The 13,670-nt window shown below is 71.1% G+C and carries 14 protein-coding genes; 8 read left to right on the top strand and 6 right to left on the bottom strand.

Annotation, left to right across the window (positions count from 1 at the left end; translation table 11 throughout):
• Window positions 1–3: 3 nt before the first annotated feature.
• Window positions 4–861 (top strand): hypothetical protein, encoded by an 858-nt coding sequence (locus ACIPXB_RS12210; protein ID WP_401447921.1) that lies wholly within the window; start codon window positions 4–6, stop codon window positions 859–861.
• Here ACIPXB_RS12210 and ACIPXB_RS12205 read toward each other — a convergent pair.
• Window positions 848–1,126, bottom strand: a complete 279-nt coding sequence (locus ACIPXB_RS12205) for a hypothetical protein (RefSeq protein WP_401447919.1) — start codon at window positions 1,124–1,126, stop codon at window positions 848–850. The two genes, ACIPXB_RS12210 and ACIPXB_RS12205, sit on opposite strands and share 14 nt — an antisense overlap.
• A 14-nt stretch (window positions 1,127–1,140) precedes the next feature.
• Window positions 1,141–1,941 carry a PspA/IM30 family protein gene (locus tag ACIPXB_RS12200; protein WP_401447917.1) on the bottom strand — a complete coding sequence of 267 codons (801 nt, stop codon included), beginning with the start codon at window positions 1,939–1,941 and terminating at the stop codon, window positions 1,141–1,143.
• A gap of 266 nt (window positions 1,942–2,207) precedes the next feature.
• Between ACIPXB_RS12200 and ACIPXB_RS12195 the strand changes: the two genes are divergently transcribed.
• Both ACIPXB_RS12195 and ACIPXB_RS12190 read left to right on the top strand, forming a co-directional pair.
• Window positions 2,208–2,816, top strand: coding sequence for a DUF3043 domain-containing protein (locus ACIPXB_RS12195; RefSeq protein WP_401447914.1), 609 nt, complete (start codon window positions 2,208–2,210; stop codon window positions 2,814–2,816).
• Between the two features lie 41 nt (window positions 2,817–2,857).
• A complete protein-coding gene (locus tag ACIPXB_RS12190) occupies window positions 2,858–3,619 on the top strand; it encodes a class I SAM-dependent methyltransferase (protein ID WP_401447912.1) in 762 nt (253 codons plus the stop codon).
• A 115-nt stretch (window positions 3,620–3,734) separates the two neighbouring features.
• On the opposite strand, the gene nadA is transcribed toward ACIPXB_RS12190, so the two are convergent.
• The gene (nadA, locus tag ACIPXB_RS12185) at window positions 3,735–4,913 is read right to left on the bottom strand and encodes a quinolinate synthase NadA (protein ID WP_401447909.1); all 1,179 of its coding nucleotides are present in this window, start codon (window positions 4,911–4,913) and stop codon (window positions 3,735–3,737) included.
• Window positions 4,914–5,229: 316 nt separating this feature from the next.
• Here nadA and ACIPXB_RS12180 point away from each other — a divergent pair, with 316 nt between their 5' ends.
• Entirely contained in the window at window positions 5,230–5,586 is a 357-nt protein-coding gene (locus tag ACIPXB_RS12180; protein WP_093801209.1) for an iron-sulfur cluster assembly accessory protein, read from the top strand.
• Window positions 5,587–5,693: 107 nt separating this feature from the next.
• Here ACIPXB_RS12180 and ACIPXB_RS12175 read toward each other — a convergent pair whose 3' ends face one another.
• Both ACIPXB_RS12175 and ACIPXB_RS12170 read right to left on the bottom strand, forming a co-directional pair.
• On the bottom strand, window positions 5,694–7,118 hold the full coding sequence (locus ACIPXB_RS12175; RefSeq protein WP_401447907.1) for a hypothetical protein: 1,425 nt from the start codon (window positions 7,116–7,118) through the stop codon (window positions 5,694–5,696).
• A 90-nt stretch (window positions 7,119–7,208) separates the two neighbouring features.
• The gene (locus tag ACIPXB_RS12170; RefSeq protein ID WP_401447905.1) at window positions 7,209–7,403 is read right to left on the bottom strand and encodes a hypothetical protein; all 195 of its coding nucleotides are present in this window, start codon (window positions 7,401–7,403) and stop codon (window positions 7,209–7,211) included.
• Window positions 7,404–7,540: 137 nt separating this feature from the next.
• Here ACIPXB_RS12170 and ACIPXB_RS12165 point away from each other — a divergent pair, with 137 nt between their 5' ends.
• Window positions 7,541–8,515 (top strand): carbohydrate kinase family protein, encoded by a 975-nt coding sequence (locus tag ACIPXB_RS12165; protein WP_401447903.1) that lies wholly within the window; start codon window positions 7,541–7,543, stop codon window positions 8,513–8,515.
• A gap of 370 nt (window positions 8,516–8,885) precedes the next feature.
• On the opposite strand, the gene ACIPXB_RS12160 is transcribed toward ACIPXB_RS12165, so the two are convergent.
• Complete coding sequence (locus ACIPXB_RS12160) at window positions 8,886–10,268, bottom strand: cysteine desulfurase/sulfurtransferase TusA family protein (protein ID WP_401447901.1); 1,383 nt, start codon at window positions 10,266–10,268, stop codon at window positions 8,886–8,888.
• Window positions 10,269–10,552: 284 nt separating this feature from the next.
• Here ACIPXB_RS12160 and coxB point away from each other — a divergent pair, with 284 nt between their 5' ends.
• From coxB to ACIPXB_RS12145, 3 genes are read left to right on the top strand one after another with little or no spacing between them, the layout of a single operon-like run.
• On the top strand, window positions 10,553–11,521 hold the full coding sequence (gene coxB, locus ACIPXB_RS12155; RefSeq protein WP_401447899.1) for a cytochrome c oxidase subunit II: 969 nt from the start codon (window positions 10,553–10,555) through the stop codon (window positions 11,519–11,521).
• Entirely contained in the window at window positions 11,518–13,254 is a 1,737-nt protein-coding gene (ctaD, locus tag ACIPXB_RS12150; RefSeq protein WP_401447896.1) for a cytochrome c oxidase subunit I, read from the top strand. The genes coxB and ctaD overlap by 4 nt, the downstream gene beginning before the upstream one ends.
• The gene (locus ACIPXB_RS12145; protein ID WP_401447894.1) at window positions 13,251–13,649 is read left to right on the top strand and encodes a cytochrome c oxidase subunit 4; all 399 of its coding nucleotides are present in this window, start codon (window positions 13,251–13,253) and stop codon (window positions 13,647–13,649) included. Before ctaD ends, ACIPXB_RS12145 begins: the two co-directional genes overlap by 4 nt.
• The last annotated feature ends 21 nt before the right edge of the window (window positions 13,650–13,670 follow it).

Raw genomic sequence — 13,670 nt, 5'->3', positions numbered from 1 at the left:
GGCATGGGTCACTGGTGGTACCGGAACATCGTCGAACCGGGGAAGCTGCCGCTGCTGCTCGCGCTCGTCTCGTTCGTGATGTCGTTCCTGGTCACCCGGACCATCACCCGGCTGATCCGGGCCGGGCGGGGCCCGTTCAAGAACATCACCCCGGGCGGGCTGCACGTCCACCACGTGGTGCCCGGCGTGGTCCTGGTGATCATCGGCGGTTTCGGGGCGGTCGGCAGCACCGGGAACAGCTTCGGGGCGATGGTCTCCGCCGTGCTGTTCGGGCTCGGCGCGGGCCTGGTCCTGGACGAGTTCGCGCTGATCCTGCACCTGGACGACGTCTACTGGAGCGAGCAGGGCCGCAAGAGCGTCGAGATCGTCGTGCTGACGGCGGCGCTGGTGGCGCTGGTCCTCGGCGGTTTCCTGCCCTTCGGGGTCAACGAGCTGACCGCCGACGAGCGGCACAACCGGGGGCTGGTGGTCATGAACACCGCCCTGAACTTCTTCCTGGCCCTGGTCGCCCTGTGGAAGGGCAAGGCGCGCACGGCGCTGGTGGGCACCGTGGTCCCCTTCGTCGCGCTGATCGGGGCGGTACGGCTGGCCCGGCCCGGGTCCCCGTACGCGAACCGGTTCTACGCCAACCGGCCGCGCGCCCGGGCCAGGGCCGGGCTGCGCGCCTTCCACCACGACCGCCGCTGGGCGGGTCCGCGCCGCCGGTTCCAGGACTTCATCGGCGGCGCCCCGGACCCGGAGCAGGCCGCGCGCCCGGAGAAGACCCCGGACCCGGAGAAGACCCCGGACCCGGAGAAGGGCCAGGACCCGGCGGCGGACCGCGATCGTCCCGAGCCGCCGCCCGGCATCAGCCGGGAATGAGCCCGTCGTCGCTGAGCATCTCCCGGACCTCGTCCAGCGTCGCGTCCGGCGCCGGCAGGATCAGCTCCGACGGCTCCAGCGCGTCGTCCGGCAGCGGGCTGCCCAGCCGGCGTACGGCGTCCAGCAAGGCCTCCAGCGTGCGCCGGAACCCCGCCTCGTCACCGGACTCCATCTCCTCCAGGAGCTCGTCGTCCAGCGCGTTCAGCTCCGCGACGTGTTCGTCGCCGAGCCGGACCTGCCCTTCCCCCATGATGCGGACAATCATGACGGGCCCCTGTCCTACTGCTTGTCGAACCGGTGCGGGCTCTGCTGCGACTGCGGCTGCGCGGCGCCGGGGGTGCCGCCCTCGATGGCCTGCTGCTGCGCCGACGGGCCGCCCGCCAGCTCGGCCTTCATCCGCTGGAGCTCCAGCTCCACGTCCGTGCCGCCGGAGAGGCGGTCCAGCTCGGCCTGGATGTCGTCCTTGGAGCCGAGGCCGGACTGGTCGTCCAGGGCGCCGGAGGCCAGCAGCTCGTCGATCGCGCCGGCCCGGGCCTGGAGCTGGGCGGTCTTGTCCTCCGCCCGCTGGATGGCCACGCCGACGTCGCTCATCTCCTCGGAGATGCCGGAGAAGGACTCCGCGATCCGGGTCTGGGCCTGGGCCGCCGTGTAGGTGGCCTTGATGGTCTCCTTCTTCGTCCGGAAGGCGTCCACCTTGGCCTGGAGGCGCTGCGCCGCCAGCGTCAGCTTCTCCTCCTCGCCCTGGAGGGTCTGGTGCTGCACCTCCAGGTCGCTGACCTGCTGCTGGAGCGAGGCACGGCGGGAGAGGGCCTCCCGCGCCAGGTCCTCGCGGCCCAGGGCAAGGGCCTTGCGGCCCTGGTCCTCCAGCTTGGCCGACTGGCCCTGGAGCTGGTTCAGCTGGAGCTCCAGGCGCTTGCGGGAGGTCGCGACGTCGGCGACACCGCGGCGCACCTTCTGGAGCAGCTCCAGCTGCTTCTGGTACGAGTAGTCGAGGGTCTCGCGCGGGTCCTCGGCCCGGTCAAGGGCCTTGTTCGCCTTCGCGCGGAAGATCATCCCCATACGCTTCATCACACCGCTCATGGGCTTCGCGCGCCCCCTTCTGACGGACTTCGGCCTCGGATCACCAACAGAACCCACAGTAAGGGCCCTGTCTCCATTACCGCACTGTTCGCGGGCGGATGCGCTCCTCCTCCAGGACGACTACACCATCGCCCGTGTCAGGCGTAAGGAGTAGGTAGTCCCCCTAGAGGAACGTGAGAAGCACTCCCGTCCCATCAAGGAAGACGCCCGCCGTTGCGGGATCGTTCCCCTCCGGGGTGGGGGCGCAACCCCGCGACCCCGTACCCTTGGGTTTTGTGTTTGGTAGCCGTTCGTCCAAGGAAGAGAAGGCAGCCGCCACCGACAAGGTGACCGCTGACCCCTCGCAGCCCCGTGACCCGCAGGCCCCCAAGGGCCGCCCGACGCCGAAGCGTGCTGTGGCCCAGTCGCAGCGCAAGGCGGTCGTGGCCTCGACCGGCAATCGCAAGGAGGACGCCAAGCGCGCCCGCGAACGCCGCCGCGTCGAGATGGCCAGGCAGCGGGAGGCGCTGGCCAACGGCGACGAGCGCTACCTGCCGGCCCGTGACAAGGGCCCGGTGCGCAGGTTCGTCCGCGACTACGTGGACTCCCGCTTCGCGGTCGCCGAGATGTTCCTGCCGCTCGCGGTGGTCATCCTGGTGCTCACCATGGTCAAGGTCCCCTCGATCCAGACCATCGCGCTGACGCTGTGGCTCGGTGTGATCGCGCTGATCGTCGTCGACTCGATCGGCCTGTTCATCCGCCTGCGCCGCACGCTGAACGAGCGGTTCCCGGACGAGCCCAAGCGCGGCGCCGTCGCGTACGGCCTGATGCGCACCCTCCAGATGCGTCGGCTGCGGCTGCCGAAGCCGCAGGTCAAGCGCGGGGAACGGCCCTGAGTGCAGCGGGGGGCCCGGACGCCTTCACCGGGGGTTCCCGGTTGTGGCTGGAGGGCCTGGGGGGTCTGCGCAACGCGGTCCGGCAGGAGCTCGTAGGGCGCCAGATCGAGGAGCAGATCGCGCAGCGCTTCCCCGTGGGGCAGCGGCTGCGGGTCCTCGACGTCGGCATGGGCCAGGGCACGCAGGCGCTGCGGCTGGCCCGGGCCGGCCACCAGGTCACCGGGCTGGAGCAGGACCCCGGCATGCTCGACGTGGCGCGCGACGCGCTGGAGCGGGAGCCGGCCGGGATCCGGGAGCGGGTCCGGCTGCTGGAGGGCGACGGCCGGGAGACCGGCGCGCACTTCCTTCCGGGCAGCTTCGACGTCGTGCTGTGCCACGGGGTGCTGATGTACGTGCCCGAGCGGGACGGCATGCTCGCCGGGCTGGCGCGGATGCTGGCCCCGGGCGGTCTGCTGTCGCTGCTGGTCCGCAACGGGGACGCGCTGGCGATGCGGCCGGGGATGGCCGGTGACTGGGCCACGGCCCTGACCGCCTTCGACACGGTCGCGTACACCAACCGGCTCGGGCTGGACGTCCGGGCGGACCGGCTGGGGGACCTGACGTCCACGCTGTCCGGGATCGGGGCGCCGCTGTCGGCGTGGTACGGGGTGCGGGTCTTCACCGACGGCACCGAGGCCGCCGAGCAGCTGCCGCCGGAGGCCGAGCTGGAGCGGCTGCTGACCACCGAGGAGCGGGCCGGCCGTACCGACCCCTACCGGGGGGTGGCGGCGCTGCTGCACCTCTGCGGCGTCCGCGGCGGCTGACCTCCGGTCCGGGCCCGCCGAATTCCGCGGCCCCTCAGGGCCCCGCGTACGACGAAGGGGCGCCCCCCGGTGTGGGGGGGCGCCCCTTCGGGCGTTCAGCGGGGCGGGCCGGGCGTTACGGGAGCGCCAGCATCCGCTCCAGCGCGAGCTTGGCGAAGCTCTCGGTCTCCTTGTCGACCTGGATCTGGTTGACCAGCGTGCCCTCGGCGAGGGACTCCAGGGTCCACACCAGGTGGGGCAGGTCGATGCGGTTCATCGTCGAGCAGAAGCAGACCGTGCGGTCGAGGAAGACGACGTCCTTGCCCTCGGGGGCGAATCGATTCGCCAGGCGCTTGACCAGGTTCAGCTCGGTGCCTATCGCCCACTTCGAGCCGGCCGGGGCCGCCTCCAGGGCCTTGATGATGTACTCCGTCGAGCCGACGTAGTCGGCGGCCGCCACGACCTCGTGCTTGCACTCGGGGTGGACCAGCACGTTCACGCCCGGGATGCGCTCGCGGACGTCGTTGACCGAGTCCAGCGAGAACCGGCCGTGCACCGAGCAGTGGCCCCGCCACAGGATCATCTTCGCCGCGCGCAGCTGCTCGGGGGTCAGGCCGCCGCCCGGCTTGTGCGGGTTGTAGACGACGCAGTCCTCCAGCGACATGCCCATGTCGCGGACGGCGGTGTTGCGGCCCAGGTGCTGGTCGGGGAGGAACAGGACCTTCTCGCCCTGCTCGAACGCCCACTCCAGGGCCTTCTTCGCGTTGGACGACGTACAGATCGTGCCGCCGTGCTTGCCGGTGAAGGCCTTGATGTCGGCGGAGGAGTTCATGTACGACACCGGCACGGTGACGTCGGCGATGCCGGCCTCGGTCAGCACGTCCCAGCACTCGGCGACCTGCTCGGCGGTGGCCATGTCGGCCATCGAGCAGCCGGCGGCCAGGTCCGGCAGGACCACCTTCTGGTCGTCGCCGGTCAGGATGTCGGCCGACTCCGCCATGAAGTGCACGCCGCAGAAGACGATGTACTCGGCCTCCGGCTTGGCGGCCGCGTCCCGGGCCAGCTTGAAGGAGTCACCGGTGACGTCCGCGAACTCGATGACCTCGTCGCGCTGGTAGTGGTGGCCGAGGATGAAGACCTTGTCCCCGAGCTTCTCCTTGGCCGCGCGGGCGCGCGCCACCAGGTCCGGGTCCGACGGCGAGGGCAGGTCGCCCGGGCACTCGACACCCCGCTCGCTCCGGGGGTCGGCCTCGCGGCCGAGCAGCAGCAGGGCGAGGGGCGTCGGCTGGACGTCCAAAGGCTGGGCGGTGGTCACGACACGCACCCTTTCTGTTCCGCGACGACGAGACCTCGGTCCTGGCCGGTCCAGGAAGATGCGACTTCTCGTCTATTTGACGCTATCTATGATAGCCGTTTCATGTCACTTTGACGATGGCCATAGTGTCGATGTGACGAATTCGCCGTCCCCGGGCGAGCGGCTCCACCGCTCCGCCCGGGTGTGCGAGCATGAATGTCTGAAACAAGCGTCAGGCCCGGAATGAATCCGCGGCCGCGTCGGTTGCAGCCGACGGCAAGAGTCCGACGTTTCCCTGCCCCGGCGGGGAGCCGCCCCACTTCGGGAGTGAATGCAGATGTCCGTTCAGGACGACAAGACCACTGTGAGCGACGGCATCCTCCTGTCCGACGCCGCCGCCGCCAAGGTCAAGGCCCTGCTCGACCAGGAAGGCCGGGACGACCTGGCGCTGCGCGTCGCCGTCCAGCCCGGCGGCTGCTCGGGCCTGCGCTACCAGCTCTTCTTCGACGAGCGCTCGCTCGACGGTGACGTGGTGAAGGACTTCGACGGTGTGAAGGTCGTCACCGACCGGATGAGCGCCCCGTACCTGGGCGGCGCCTCCATCGACTTCGTCGACACCATCGAGAAGCAGGGCTTCACGATCGACAACCCGAACGCCACGGGCTCCTGCGCCTGCGGCGACTCCTTCAGCTAAGGCTCAGCCGTGCGTGAGCCGCGCCTGTAGCGGTACGCGAGGGGCCCCGCCGGAATCGTCCGGCGGGGCCCCTCGCGCATGCCCGCGGGCCCGCGCTCGCACTGCCCTCAGGAGGCGCGCGGCAGCTCCTTGGCGGTCTTCGCGTCGATCACCTTCCGGTTCCCGAGCGGCTCCTGGAGCGTCACCGACAGGGACATCTCCTCCGCGATCAGGATGCACGCACGGCCCGGCTCCCGCGGCGTGTCGGTGATCTTGACCAGCACGGACGCCGCGCTCTCGCGCGCCTCGAGGGCGTAGTCGCTGCACACCCCGCCCCAGAAGTGCACCGTCAGCTTCCGGTCGTTCTCGCTGTACGAGAACCCGGGCACCGTCTGGCCACCGCCGCTGCCACCGCCGCCGTCGGCCGGGGCCTCCGCGGCGGCCGGCTGCGCCACCGTGTGCCCGGCCGCCGTGCCCTGGCCGGCCACCTCGAACAGCCAGGCCGGAACCAGGCCGCGGCCGCCGTCCACCGTGCCCGGGGCCAGCCCCAGCACCGCCTTGGCCACCCGCTCCGTCCGCGGCGGCTTCATCGGCCGCGGCTCGGGGTTGCAGGGCAGCGGGCCGTCGGAGGACACCGGGGCGTCCGGCTCCAGCGGCACCGACGTGGCGCAGCCGCTCGGGTCCGGGTTCCTCACCGGGCCCGAACGTCCGTTGAGCCGCTTCAGAGCCTCCTCGGCCCCGATCACCGGCCGGTCGGCGGTCTTCACGGGGGCCTTCAGCTCACCGCTGCCGCCCACCACCTGGCCGTCCGCGCCCACGTTCACCTTGGTGGCCCAGCCCTGCGTGGGCAGTCCGCCGATCACCGGGTCGGCGCTGACCACGCGCACCGCGCCCTGGGTGAGCCGGGCGTCCAGCCGCGCGCCGCTCTGCCCGACCGCCGTCAGCACCGCGGCCGCGGCCGTCTTCGCCGCCTCCTCGGGCACCGCCGTGCCCGGGTTCCCCTCGGCGGGCGGCACCGGACCGCAGGTGTCCTTGCCCTTCTGGCAGTTGTCCCCGCCGCCGAGCTGGCCGTGCGTGTACGTCCAGGAGCCCGGCGCCTTGCGGGTCACCTGGAGCCGGGGGCCGGAGGAGTCCCGGACCGTCCCGGCCTGCCACACCTCGCCCGACAGCCGCGGCTCGCCCTCGATCCCGAGCGCCGCCGCCAGCCGGGCCACTTCCTCCTTGGACACCTCGCCGTCCGCCTTGAACGCGGGCGCGGCGGCGGGCCCCTGCGGCAGCGGTCCGGTGGCCTCGTACGTCACCCCGCCGCCGGACGGGTCGGGCTCGCCGGGCGCGATACCGGGCGTGGAGGCGGCCGGGCGGGGCGCCGTCCGCAGCGAGGCCGCGGCGTCCGCCGTACCGGCGCGTTCGGCGCCGCTGCTGCCCTGGGCCGTCGTCGCCCAGTACGCCGTACCGCCGCCCGCCAGCAGAACGGCCGCCGCGATCGAGCCGACCGCCCAGTGCCGCCGCCGTCGGTGGGGGTGAGGGGTGGTGTGCTGCTGGTCGCTGGTCACCGCATCGCTCCTTCGCCGTGTGGCTGATGCGGGTGTGACGCGACACCGCCCGTTCCGGTTCCCCTACGCGCCTACTCCTGGCCTACTCGCCTACTCGCCGTACTGGGCGGTGGCGGCGATCAGACGGGCCGAGGACGGGGGCACGCTGATCCCGTGGATCTGGGAGGGGGCCACGCGCGCGGGGTGCGGCTCGGCCGGGACCGTCCAGTGCGGGGCCATCCGGGCGCAGTCGCCGAGGAGCTGAGCGAGGCCTTCGGGGTGCCCGTAACCATCGGTAGACGTCATGGGGGCACGGTAGGCACGGCGGGCCGCGCGGAGAAAGACCTACTACGGGGTAGTTTCGGGCATTCGGCCGAACGGCCGCGACCGGGTAGCGTTGACTGTCCTCTGTCGCCCCTCGCCCACGCAGGAGCATCAACGCCGTGCGTATCGCAGTCACCGGCTCCATCGCCACCGACCACCTCATGACCTTCCCCGGCCGCTTCGCCGACCAGCTGGTCGCGGACCAGCTGCACACGGTCTCCCTCTCCTTCCTCGTCGACAACCTCGACGTGCGCCGGGGCGGTGTGGGCCCGAACATCTGCTTCGGCATGGGTCAGCTCGGCACCCGGCCGATCCTGGTCGGCGCGGCCGGCTACGACTTCGACGAGTACCGCGCCTGGCTGGACCGGCACGGCGTCGACACGCAGTCCGTCCGTATCTCGGAGGTGCTGCACACCGCGCGCTTCGTCTGCACGACGGACGCCGACCACAACCAGATCGGCTCCTTCTACACGGGTGCGATGAGCGAGGCCCGCCTGATCGAGCTGAAGGCCGTCGCCGACCGGGTGGGCGGCCTGGACCTGGTCCTGATCGGCGCGGACGACCCGGAGGCGATGCTGCGCCACACCGAGGAGTGCCGGACCCGGGGCATCCCGTTCGCGGCGGACTTCTCGCAGCAGATCGCGCGGATGGACGGCGAGAACATCCGCACGCTGATGGAGGGCGCGACGTACCTCTTCTCGAACGAGTACGAGAAGGGCCTCATCGAGTCGAAGTCCGGCTGGAGCGACGAGGAGATCCTCGGCAAGGTCGGCACGCGCGTGACCACGCTGGGCTCGCGGGGCGTGAGGATCGAGCGGGTCGGCGAGGACCCGATCGTCGTGGGCTGCCCGGAGGAGACCGCGAAGGTCGACCCGACCGGTGTCGGCGACGCGTTCCGCGCGGGCTTCCTGACGGGGCTGGGCTGGGGCGTGGGCCTGGAGCGGGCCGCGCAGATCGGCTGCATGCTGGCGACGCTGGTCATCGAGACGCTGGGCACCCAGGAGTACACGCTGGCCCGTGCCCACTTCATGGAGCGCTTCACGAAGGCGTACGGCGACACGGCCGCCGCCGAAGTCCGCGCCCACCTGTCCTGACGGGGCCGACCCGCACCACCGGCCGGGGGGCCCGACCCGCCCCCGGGCCGCCCCGCCCGGCCCCCGGGGCCGACCTGCACCCCCGGCCGGGGCCGGGACCCACGGGGCAGGGACAGGGGGGAGCCGCCCCCTGGGCCCTGCGCGGTGGGGGTCGGGCCCTGCGGGGCTTGTTCCCTCACCCCGCCCCTTCCCGAAACCGGGGCTCCGCCCCGAGACCCCGGTACGTGCGCTGCGCGCCCGTGCGCTCAAACGCCGCGCGGGCTGAAAGTGCCGCGCGCCGGCACCCTTCCAGCCCCGCCGGCGTTTGAGGCGCGGGGGTGTGGGGGCGGAGCCCCCGTAGCGGCCCCCGCAGGGATCGCGGGCCCCGGGGTCAGTGGGTGCGGCGGACCTGGTAGGCCGTGCCCGTTGGGCGGGGGGACTCGCCCAGGTAGGTGTGGTCGCGCAACGCGCACCACGCCGGGATGTCCAGCCGGGCCACCTCGTCGTCCGACAGGACCGTGACCGTCCCGCCCACCGCCACCGTGCCGATCGCCCGCGCCAGCTCGATCACCGGCTGCGGGCAGCGCAGCCCCAGGGTGTCCACCTCCACCGACGGCGTGGACGCCGACGGCTCCGGCGGCGGCGGGGTCGCGCCCAGGCGGGCGCGGACGTCCGCCACCACCCCCGGCAGGACCTCCAGGAACGCGTTCACCGACTCCGCCGTCGTCCCCACCGGCAGCGACACCCGCACGTTCCCCTCCGACAGCACCCCCATCGCCCGCAGCACATGGCTCGGCGTCAGCGTGGAGCTCGTACACGAGGAGCCCGACGACACCGAGAAGCCCGCCCGGTCCAGCTCGTGCAGCAGCGTCTCGCCGTCGACGTACAGGCAGGAGAACGTCACCAGGTGCGGCAGCCGCCGGTCCGCGTCGCCCACCACCTCCACGTCCGGCACCAGCCGGGCCACCCGCCGCCGGATCCGGTCCACCAGCACCCGCAGCCGCCGCCCCTCGGCCTCCGCCTCCGCCCGCACCGCCCGCAGCGACGCCGCCGCCGCCACGACCGCCGGCAGGTTCGGGTAGCCGGGCGAGCGGCCCGACTCCCGTTCGTCGGCGGGGCCTTGGGGCGCGTACCGGACCCCCTTGCGGACGGCCAGCAGGCCGACCCCCGGCGGCCCGCCCCACTTGTGCGCGCTCGCCGTCAGCAGCGACCAGCCCGCCGGCGGCCGCTCCCACGGCAGCGACTGCGCCGCGTCCACCAGCAGCGGTACGCCCGCCGCCGCGCAGGCCTGCGCCACCTCGGCCACCGGCTGCACCGTGCCCACCTCGTGGTTGGCCGACTGCAGGCAGGCCAGCGCCGTGTCCGCGCGCAGCGCCCCCGCGTACGCGTCGGGGTCCACCGCGCCGAGCCGTGAGACCGGCACCGACGTCAGCGAACCGCCGCCCGCCTCGTGGGCCTCCGCCGCATGCAGCACGGAACTGTGTTCGACCGCCGACACGACCAGGTGGTTCCCCACCCGCCGGCGGCCCGCCAGCGCCCCCGCCAGACCGGCGTGAACCGCGTGCGTCCCCGAAGGAGTGAACGCCAGCTCGTCCGGGCGGCAGCCCACGGCCTCCGCCGCCGCCTCGCGCGCCGCGTCCAGCAGCAGCCGGGCCCGCCGGCCCTCGCGGTAGAGACGTACGGGGTCGGCCCACCCCTCGTCCAGCGCGGCCAGCAGGGCCTGCCGGGCGACCGGGTGGAGAGGGGCGGCGGACGCGGCGTCGAAGTACGGCATTGCGCCACCGTAGGCCAAGCCCCGGGCCGCACCAGGTCAGGGACCGTCAGATGGCTTCCGGAGAGCCCCGTTCCGGGGTGTCCGGCCCGTCCCCCGTACGGCCGACCCACCCCTTCGGGGGCTGTAGCGGCGCGTTGGGCACCCTCCCCGCGCGACCCCAAATAGCGTCCAGTAGGGTTTGGTCCGCATAAACATCCAAACCCCTGCCCGCGTCAGGGCCGGCGACCGACCCGCGAGACGGCCGCAGCCGGTCGCGCGGGCCGAGACTCTCGGGAAGGCGCTACGTGAGTCCCTACGGCTCCGACCGCTCGCCGCGGCGCCCGATGCGGCGGAAGCTGCTGCAGGCGCTGACTGCGGGCGCGGTTCTGGCGACCGCCACTGGTTGCACATATAAAGACTTCCCCACCCTCGGAATGCCCGACCCGGTCACCGAGGAGGCGCCGCGCATCCTCTCGCTGTGGCAGGGTTCATGGGCCGCCGCCCTCGTCACCGGCATCCTGGTGTGGGGTCTGATCCTGTGGAGCGTCATCTTCCACCGGCGCAGCCGGACCAAGATCGAGGTTCCGCCGCAGACCCGGTACAACATGCCCATCGAGGCGCTGTACACCGTGGTTCCGCTCATCATCGTCTCGGTGCTCTTCTACTTCACCGCGCGTGACGAGTCCAAGCTCCTCGAGCTCACCGCCAAGCCGCCGCACACCATCAACGTGGTCGGCTTCCAGTGGAGCTGGGGCTTCAACTACATCGAGAACGTCGACGGGGATGCCGCGACGCCGAAGGCGGGCGCCGTTCCGAAGGAGCTCGCCTCCATCCCGGACCGGTACACCAAGGACTTCCCGGCGGGCGCCGAGGGCGTCTACGAGAAGGGCACGCCGGCCGATGTGAACGCGGAGAAGGGCTGGCCGGGCCCGACCCTCTACCTGCCCAAGGGCGAGAAGGTCCGCTTCATCCTGTCGTCCAACGACGTCATCCACTCCTTCTGGGTCGTCCCCTTCCTGTTCAAGCAGGACGTCATCCCGGGTCACACCAACGTCTTCGAGGTCACGCCGAACGAAGAGGGCGTCTTCATGGGCAAGTGCGCCGAGCTCTGCGGCGTCGACCACTCCCGGATGCTCTTCAACGTCAAGGTCGTCTCTCCCGAGGAGTACAGGAAGCACCTCAAGGAACTGGCTGAGAAGGGGCAGACCGGCTTCCTCCCGGCCGGCATCAAGCAGACCGACCCGGCCCGGAACTCGGAGACGAACAAACTGTGAGCATCCTCAACGAACCTCAGGGTGCCGCGGCAGCTGAAGACTCGTACGAGAACGAGCTGCCGGTACGGCGCAAGCGCCCGGGATCCGTGGTCGTCAAGTGGCTGACCACGACCGACCACAAGACCATCGGTACGCTCTACCTGGTCACCTCGTTCGTGTTCTTCATCATCGGCGGCATCCTGGCCCTGGCCATGCGTGCCGAGCTGGCCCGTCCGGGCACGCAGATCATGTCGAACGAGCAGTTCAACCAGGCGTTCACGATGCACGGCACGATCATGCTGCTGATGTTCGCGACGCCGCTGTTCGCCGGATTCGCCAACTGGATCATGCCGCTGCAGATCGGCGCGCCCGACGTGGCGTTCCCGCGGCTGAACATGTTCGCGTACTGGCTCTACCTCTTCGGCTCGACCATCGCGGTGGCCGGCTTCGTCACGCCGAACGGCGCCGCCGACTTCGGCTGGTTCGCCTACTCCCCGCTGTCGGACGCGGTCCGCTCGCCGGGCATCGGCGCCGACATGTGGATCATGGGTCTGGCCTTCTCCGGCTTCGGCACGATCCTCGGCTCGGTCAACTTCATCACCACGATCATCTGCATGCGCGCCCCCGGCATGACGATGTTCCGCATGCCGATCTTCACCTGGAACGTGCTGCTGACCGGTGTCCTGGTCCTGCTCGCCTTCCCGGTGCTGGCCGCCGCGCTCTTCGCGCTGGAGTCCGACCGCAAGTTCGGCAGTCACATCTTCGACTCGGCCAACGGTGGCGCACTGCTCTGGCAGCACCTCTTCTGGTTCTTCGGACACCCAGAGGTGTACATCATCGCGCTGCCGTTCTTCGGAATCATCTCCGAGGTCATCCCGGTCTTCTCCCGCAAGCCGATGTTCGGTTACATCGGCCTGATCGGCGCGACGATCGCGATCGCCGGCCTCTCGGTGACCGTGTGGGCGCACCACATGTACGTCACCGGCGGCGTACTGCTGCCGTTCTTCTCCTTCATGACCTTCCTGATCGCGGTACCGACCGGTGTGAAGTTCTTCAACTGGATCGGCACCATGTGGAAGGGCTCACTGTCCTTCGAGACCCCGATGCTCTGGGCCGTCGGCTTCCTGATCACCTTCACCTTCGGTGGTCTGACCGGCGTCATCCTGGCCTCGCCCCCGATGGACTTCCACGTCTCCGACTCGTACTTCGTCGTCGCGCACTTCCACTACGTCATCTTCGGCACCGTGGTCTTCGCGATGTTCTCCGGCTTCCACTTCTGGTGGCCGAAGTTCACGGGCAAGATGCTGGACGAGCGGCTCGGCAAGATCACGTTCTGGACGCTGTTCGTGGGCTTCCACGGCACGTTCCTGGTGCAGCACTGGCTGGGTGCCGAGGGCATGCCGCGCCGTTACGCGGACTACCTCGCCGCCGACGGCTTCACCACCCTGAACACGATCTCGACGATCAGCTCCTTCCTGCTCGGCCTGTCGATGCTTCCGTTCATGTACAACGTGTGGAAGACCGCCAAGTACGGCAAGAAGATCGAGGTCGACGACCCGTGGGGCTACGGCCGTTCGCTCGAGTGGGCGACCTCCTGCCCGCCGCCGCGCCACAACTTCGTCACCCTGCCGCGGATCCGCTCCGAATCCCCGGCGTTCGACCTGCACCACCCGGAGATCGCGGCCCTCGAGCACCTTGAGGACCACAGCGCCGGCACCAAGGCCGTCACCGGTGGCAAGGAGGCCGGCAAGTGAAGATCCAGGGCAAGATGTTCCTCTGGCTCGCCCTCTTCATCCTGATCATGACCGTCGTGTACGGCGTCTGGTCGAAGGAGCCCGTAGGAACCACCGCGCTCGCCCTCGCCTTCGGCCTGAGCGCCATGATCGGCTACTACCTGGCCTTCACGGCCCGGCGCGTGGACGAGATGGCCCAGGACAACCTGGAGGCGGACGTCGCGGACGAGGCCGGCGAGCTGGGGTTCTTCTCCCCGCACAGCTGGCAGCCGCTCTCCCTGGCCATCGGTGGCGCGCTCGCCTTCATGGGCGTCATCTTCGGCTGGTGGCTGATGTACTTCTCGGCCCCGATCATCGTGATCGGCCTGTGGGGCTGGGTGTACGAGTACTACCGCGGTGAGAACCAGAACCAGTAGTACGCCTTCCGCGTGACCTGC

Source organism: Streptomyces sp. NPDC090022, from assembly GCF_044748145.1.
Taxonomy (GTDB): domain Bacteria; phylum Actinomycetota; class Actinomycetes; order Streptomycetales; family Streptomycetaceae; genus Streptomyces.
This window is presented reverse-complemented; position numbering and strand designations above follow the sequence as displayed.

Coding starts and splice junctions, on each gene's coding strand:
- ACIPXB_RS12210 (WP_401447921.1), top strand. CDS start 4: ATGGGTCACTGGTGGTACCGGAACATCGTCGAACCGGGGAAGCTGCCG.
- ACIPXB_RS12205 (WP_401447919.1), bottom strand. CDS start 1,126: ATGATTGTCCGCATCATGGGGGAAGGGCAGGTCCGGCTCGGCGACGAA.
- ACIPXB_RS12200 (WP_401447917.1), bottom strand. CDS start 1,941: ATGAGCGGTGTGATGAAGCGTATGGGGATGATCTTCCGCGCGAAGGCG.
- ACIPXB_RS12180 (WP_093801209.1), top strand. CDS start 5,230: ATGTCCGTTCAGGACGACAAGACCACTGTGAGCGACGGCATCCTCCTG.
- ACIPXB_RS12170 (WP_401447905.1), bottom strand. CDS start 7,403: ATGACGTCTACCGATGGTTACGGGCACCCCGAAGGCCTCGCTCAGCTC.
- ACIPXB_RS12160 (WP_401447901.1), bottom strand. CDS start 10,268: ATGCCGTACTTCGACGCCGCGTCCGCCGCCCCTCTCCACCCGGTCGCC.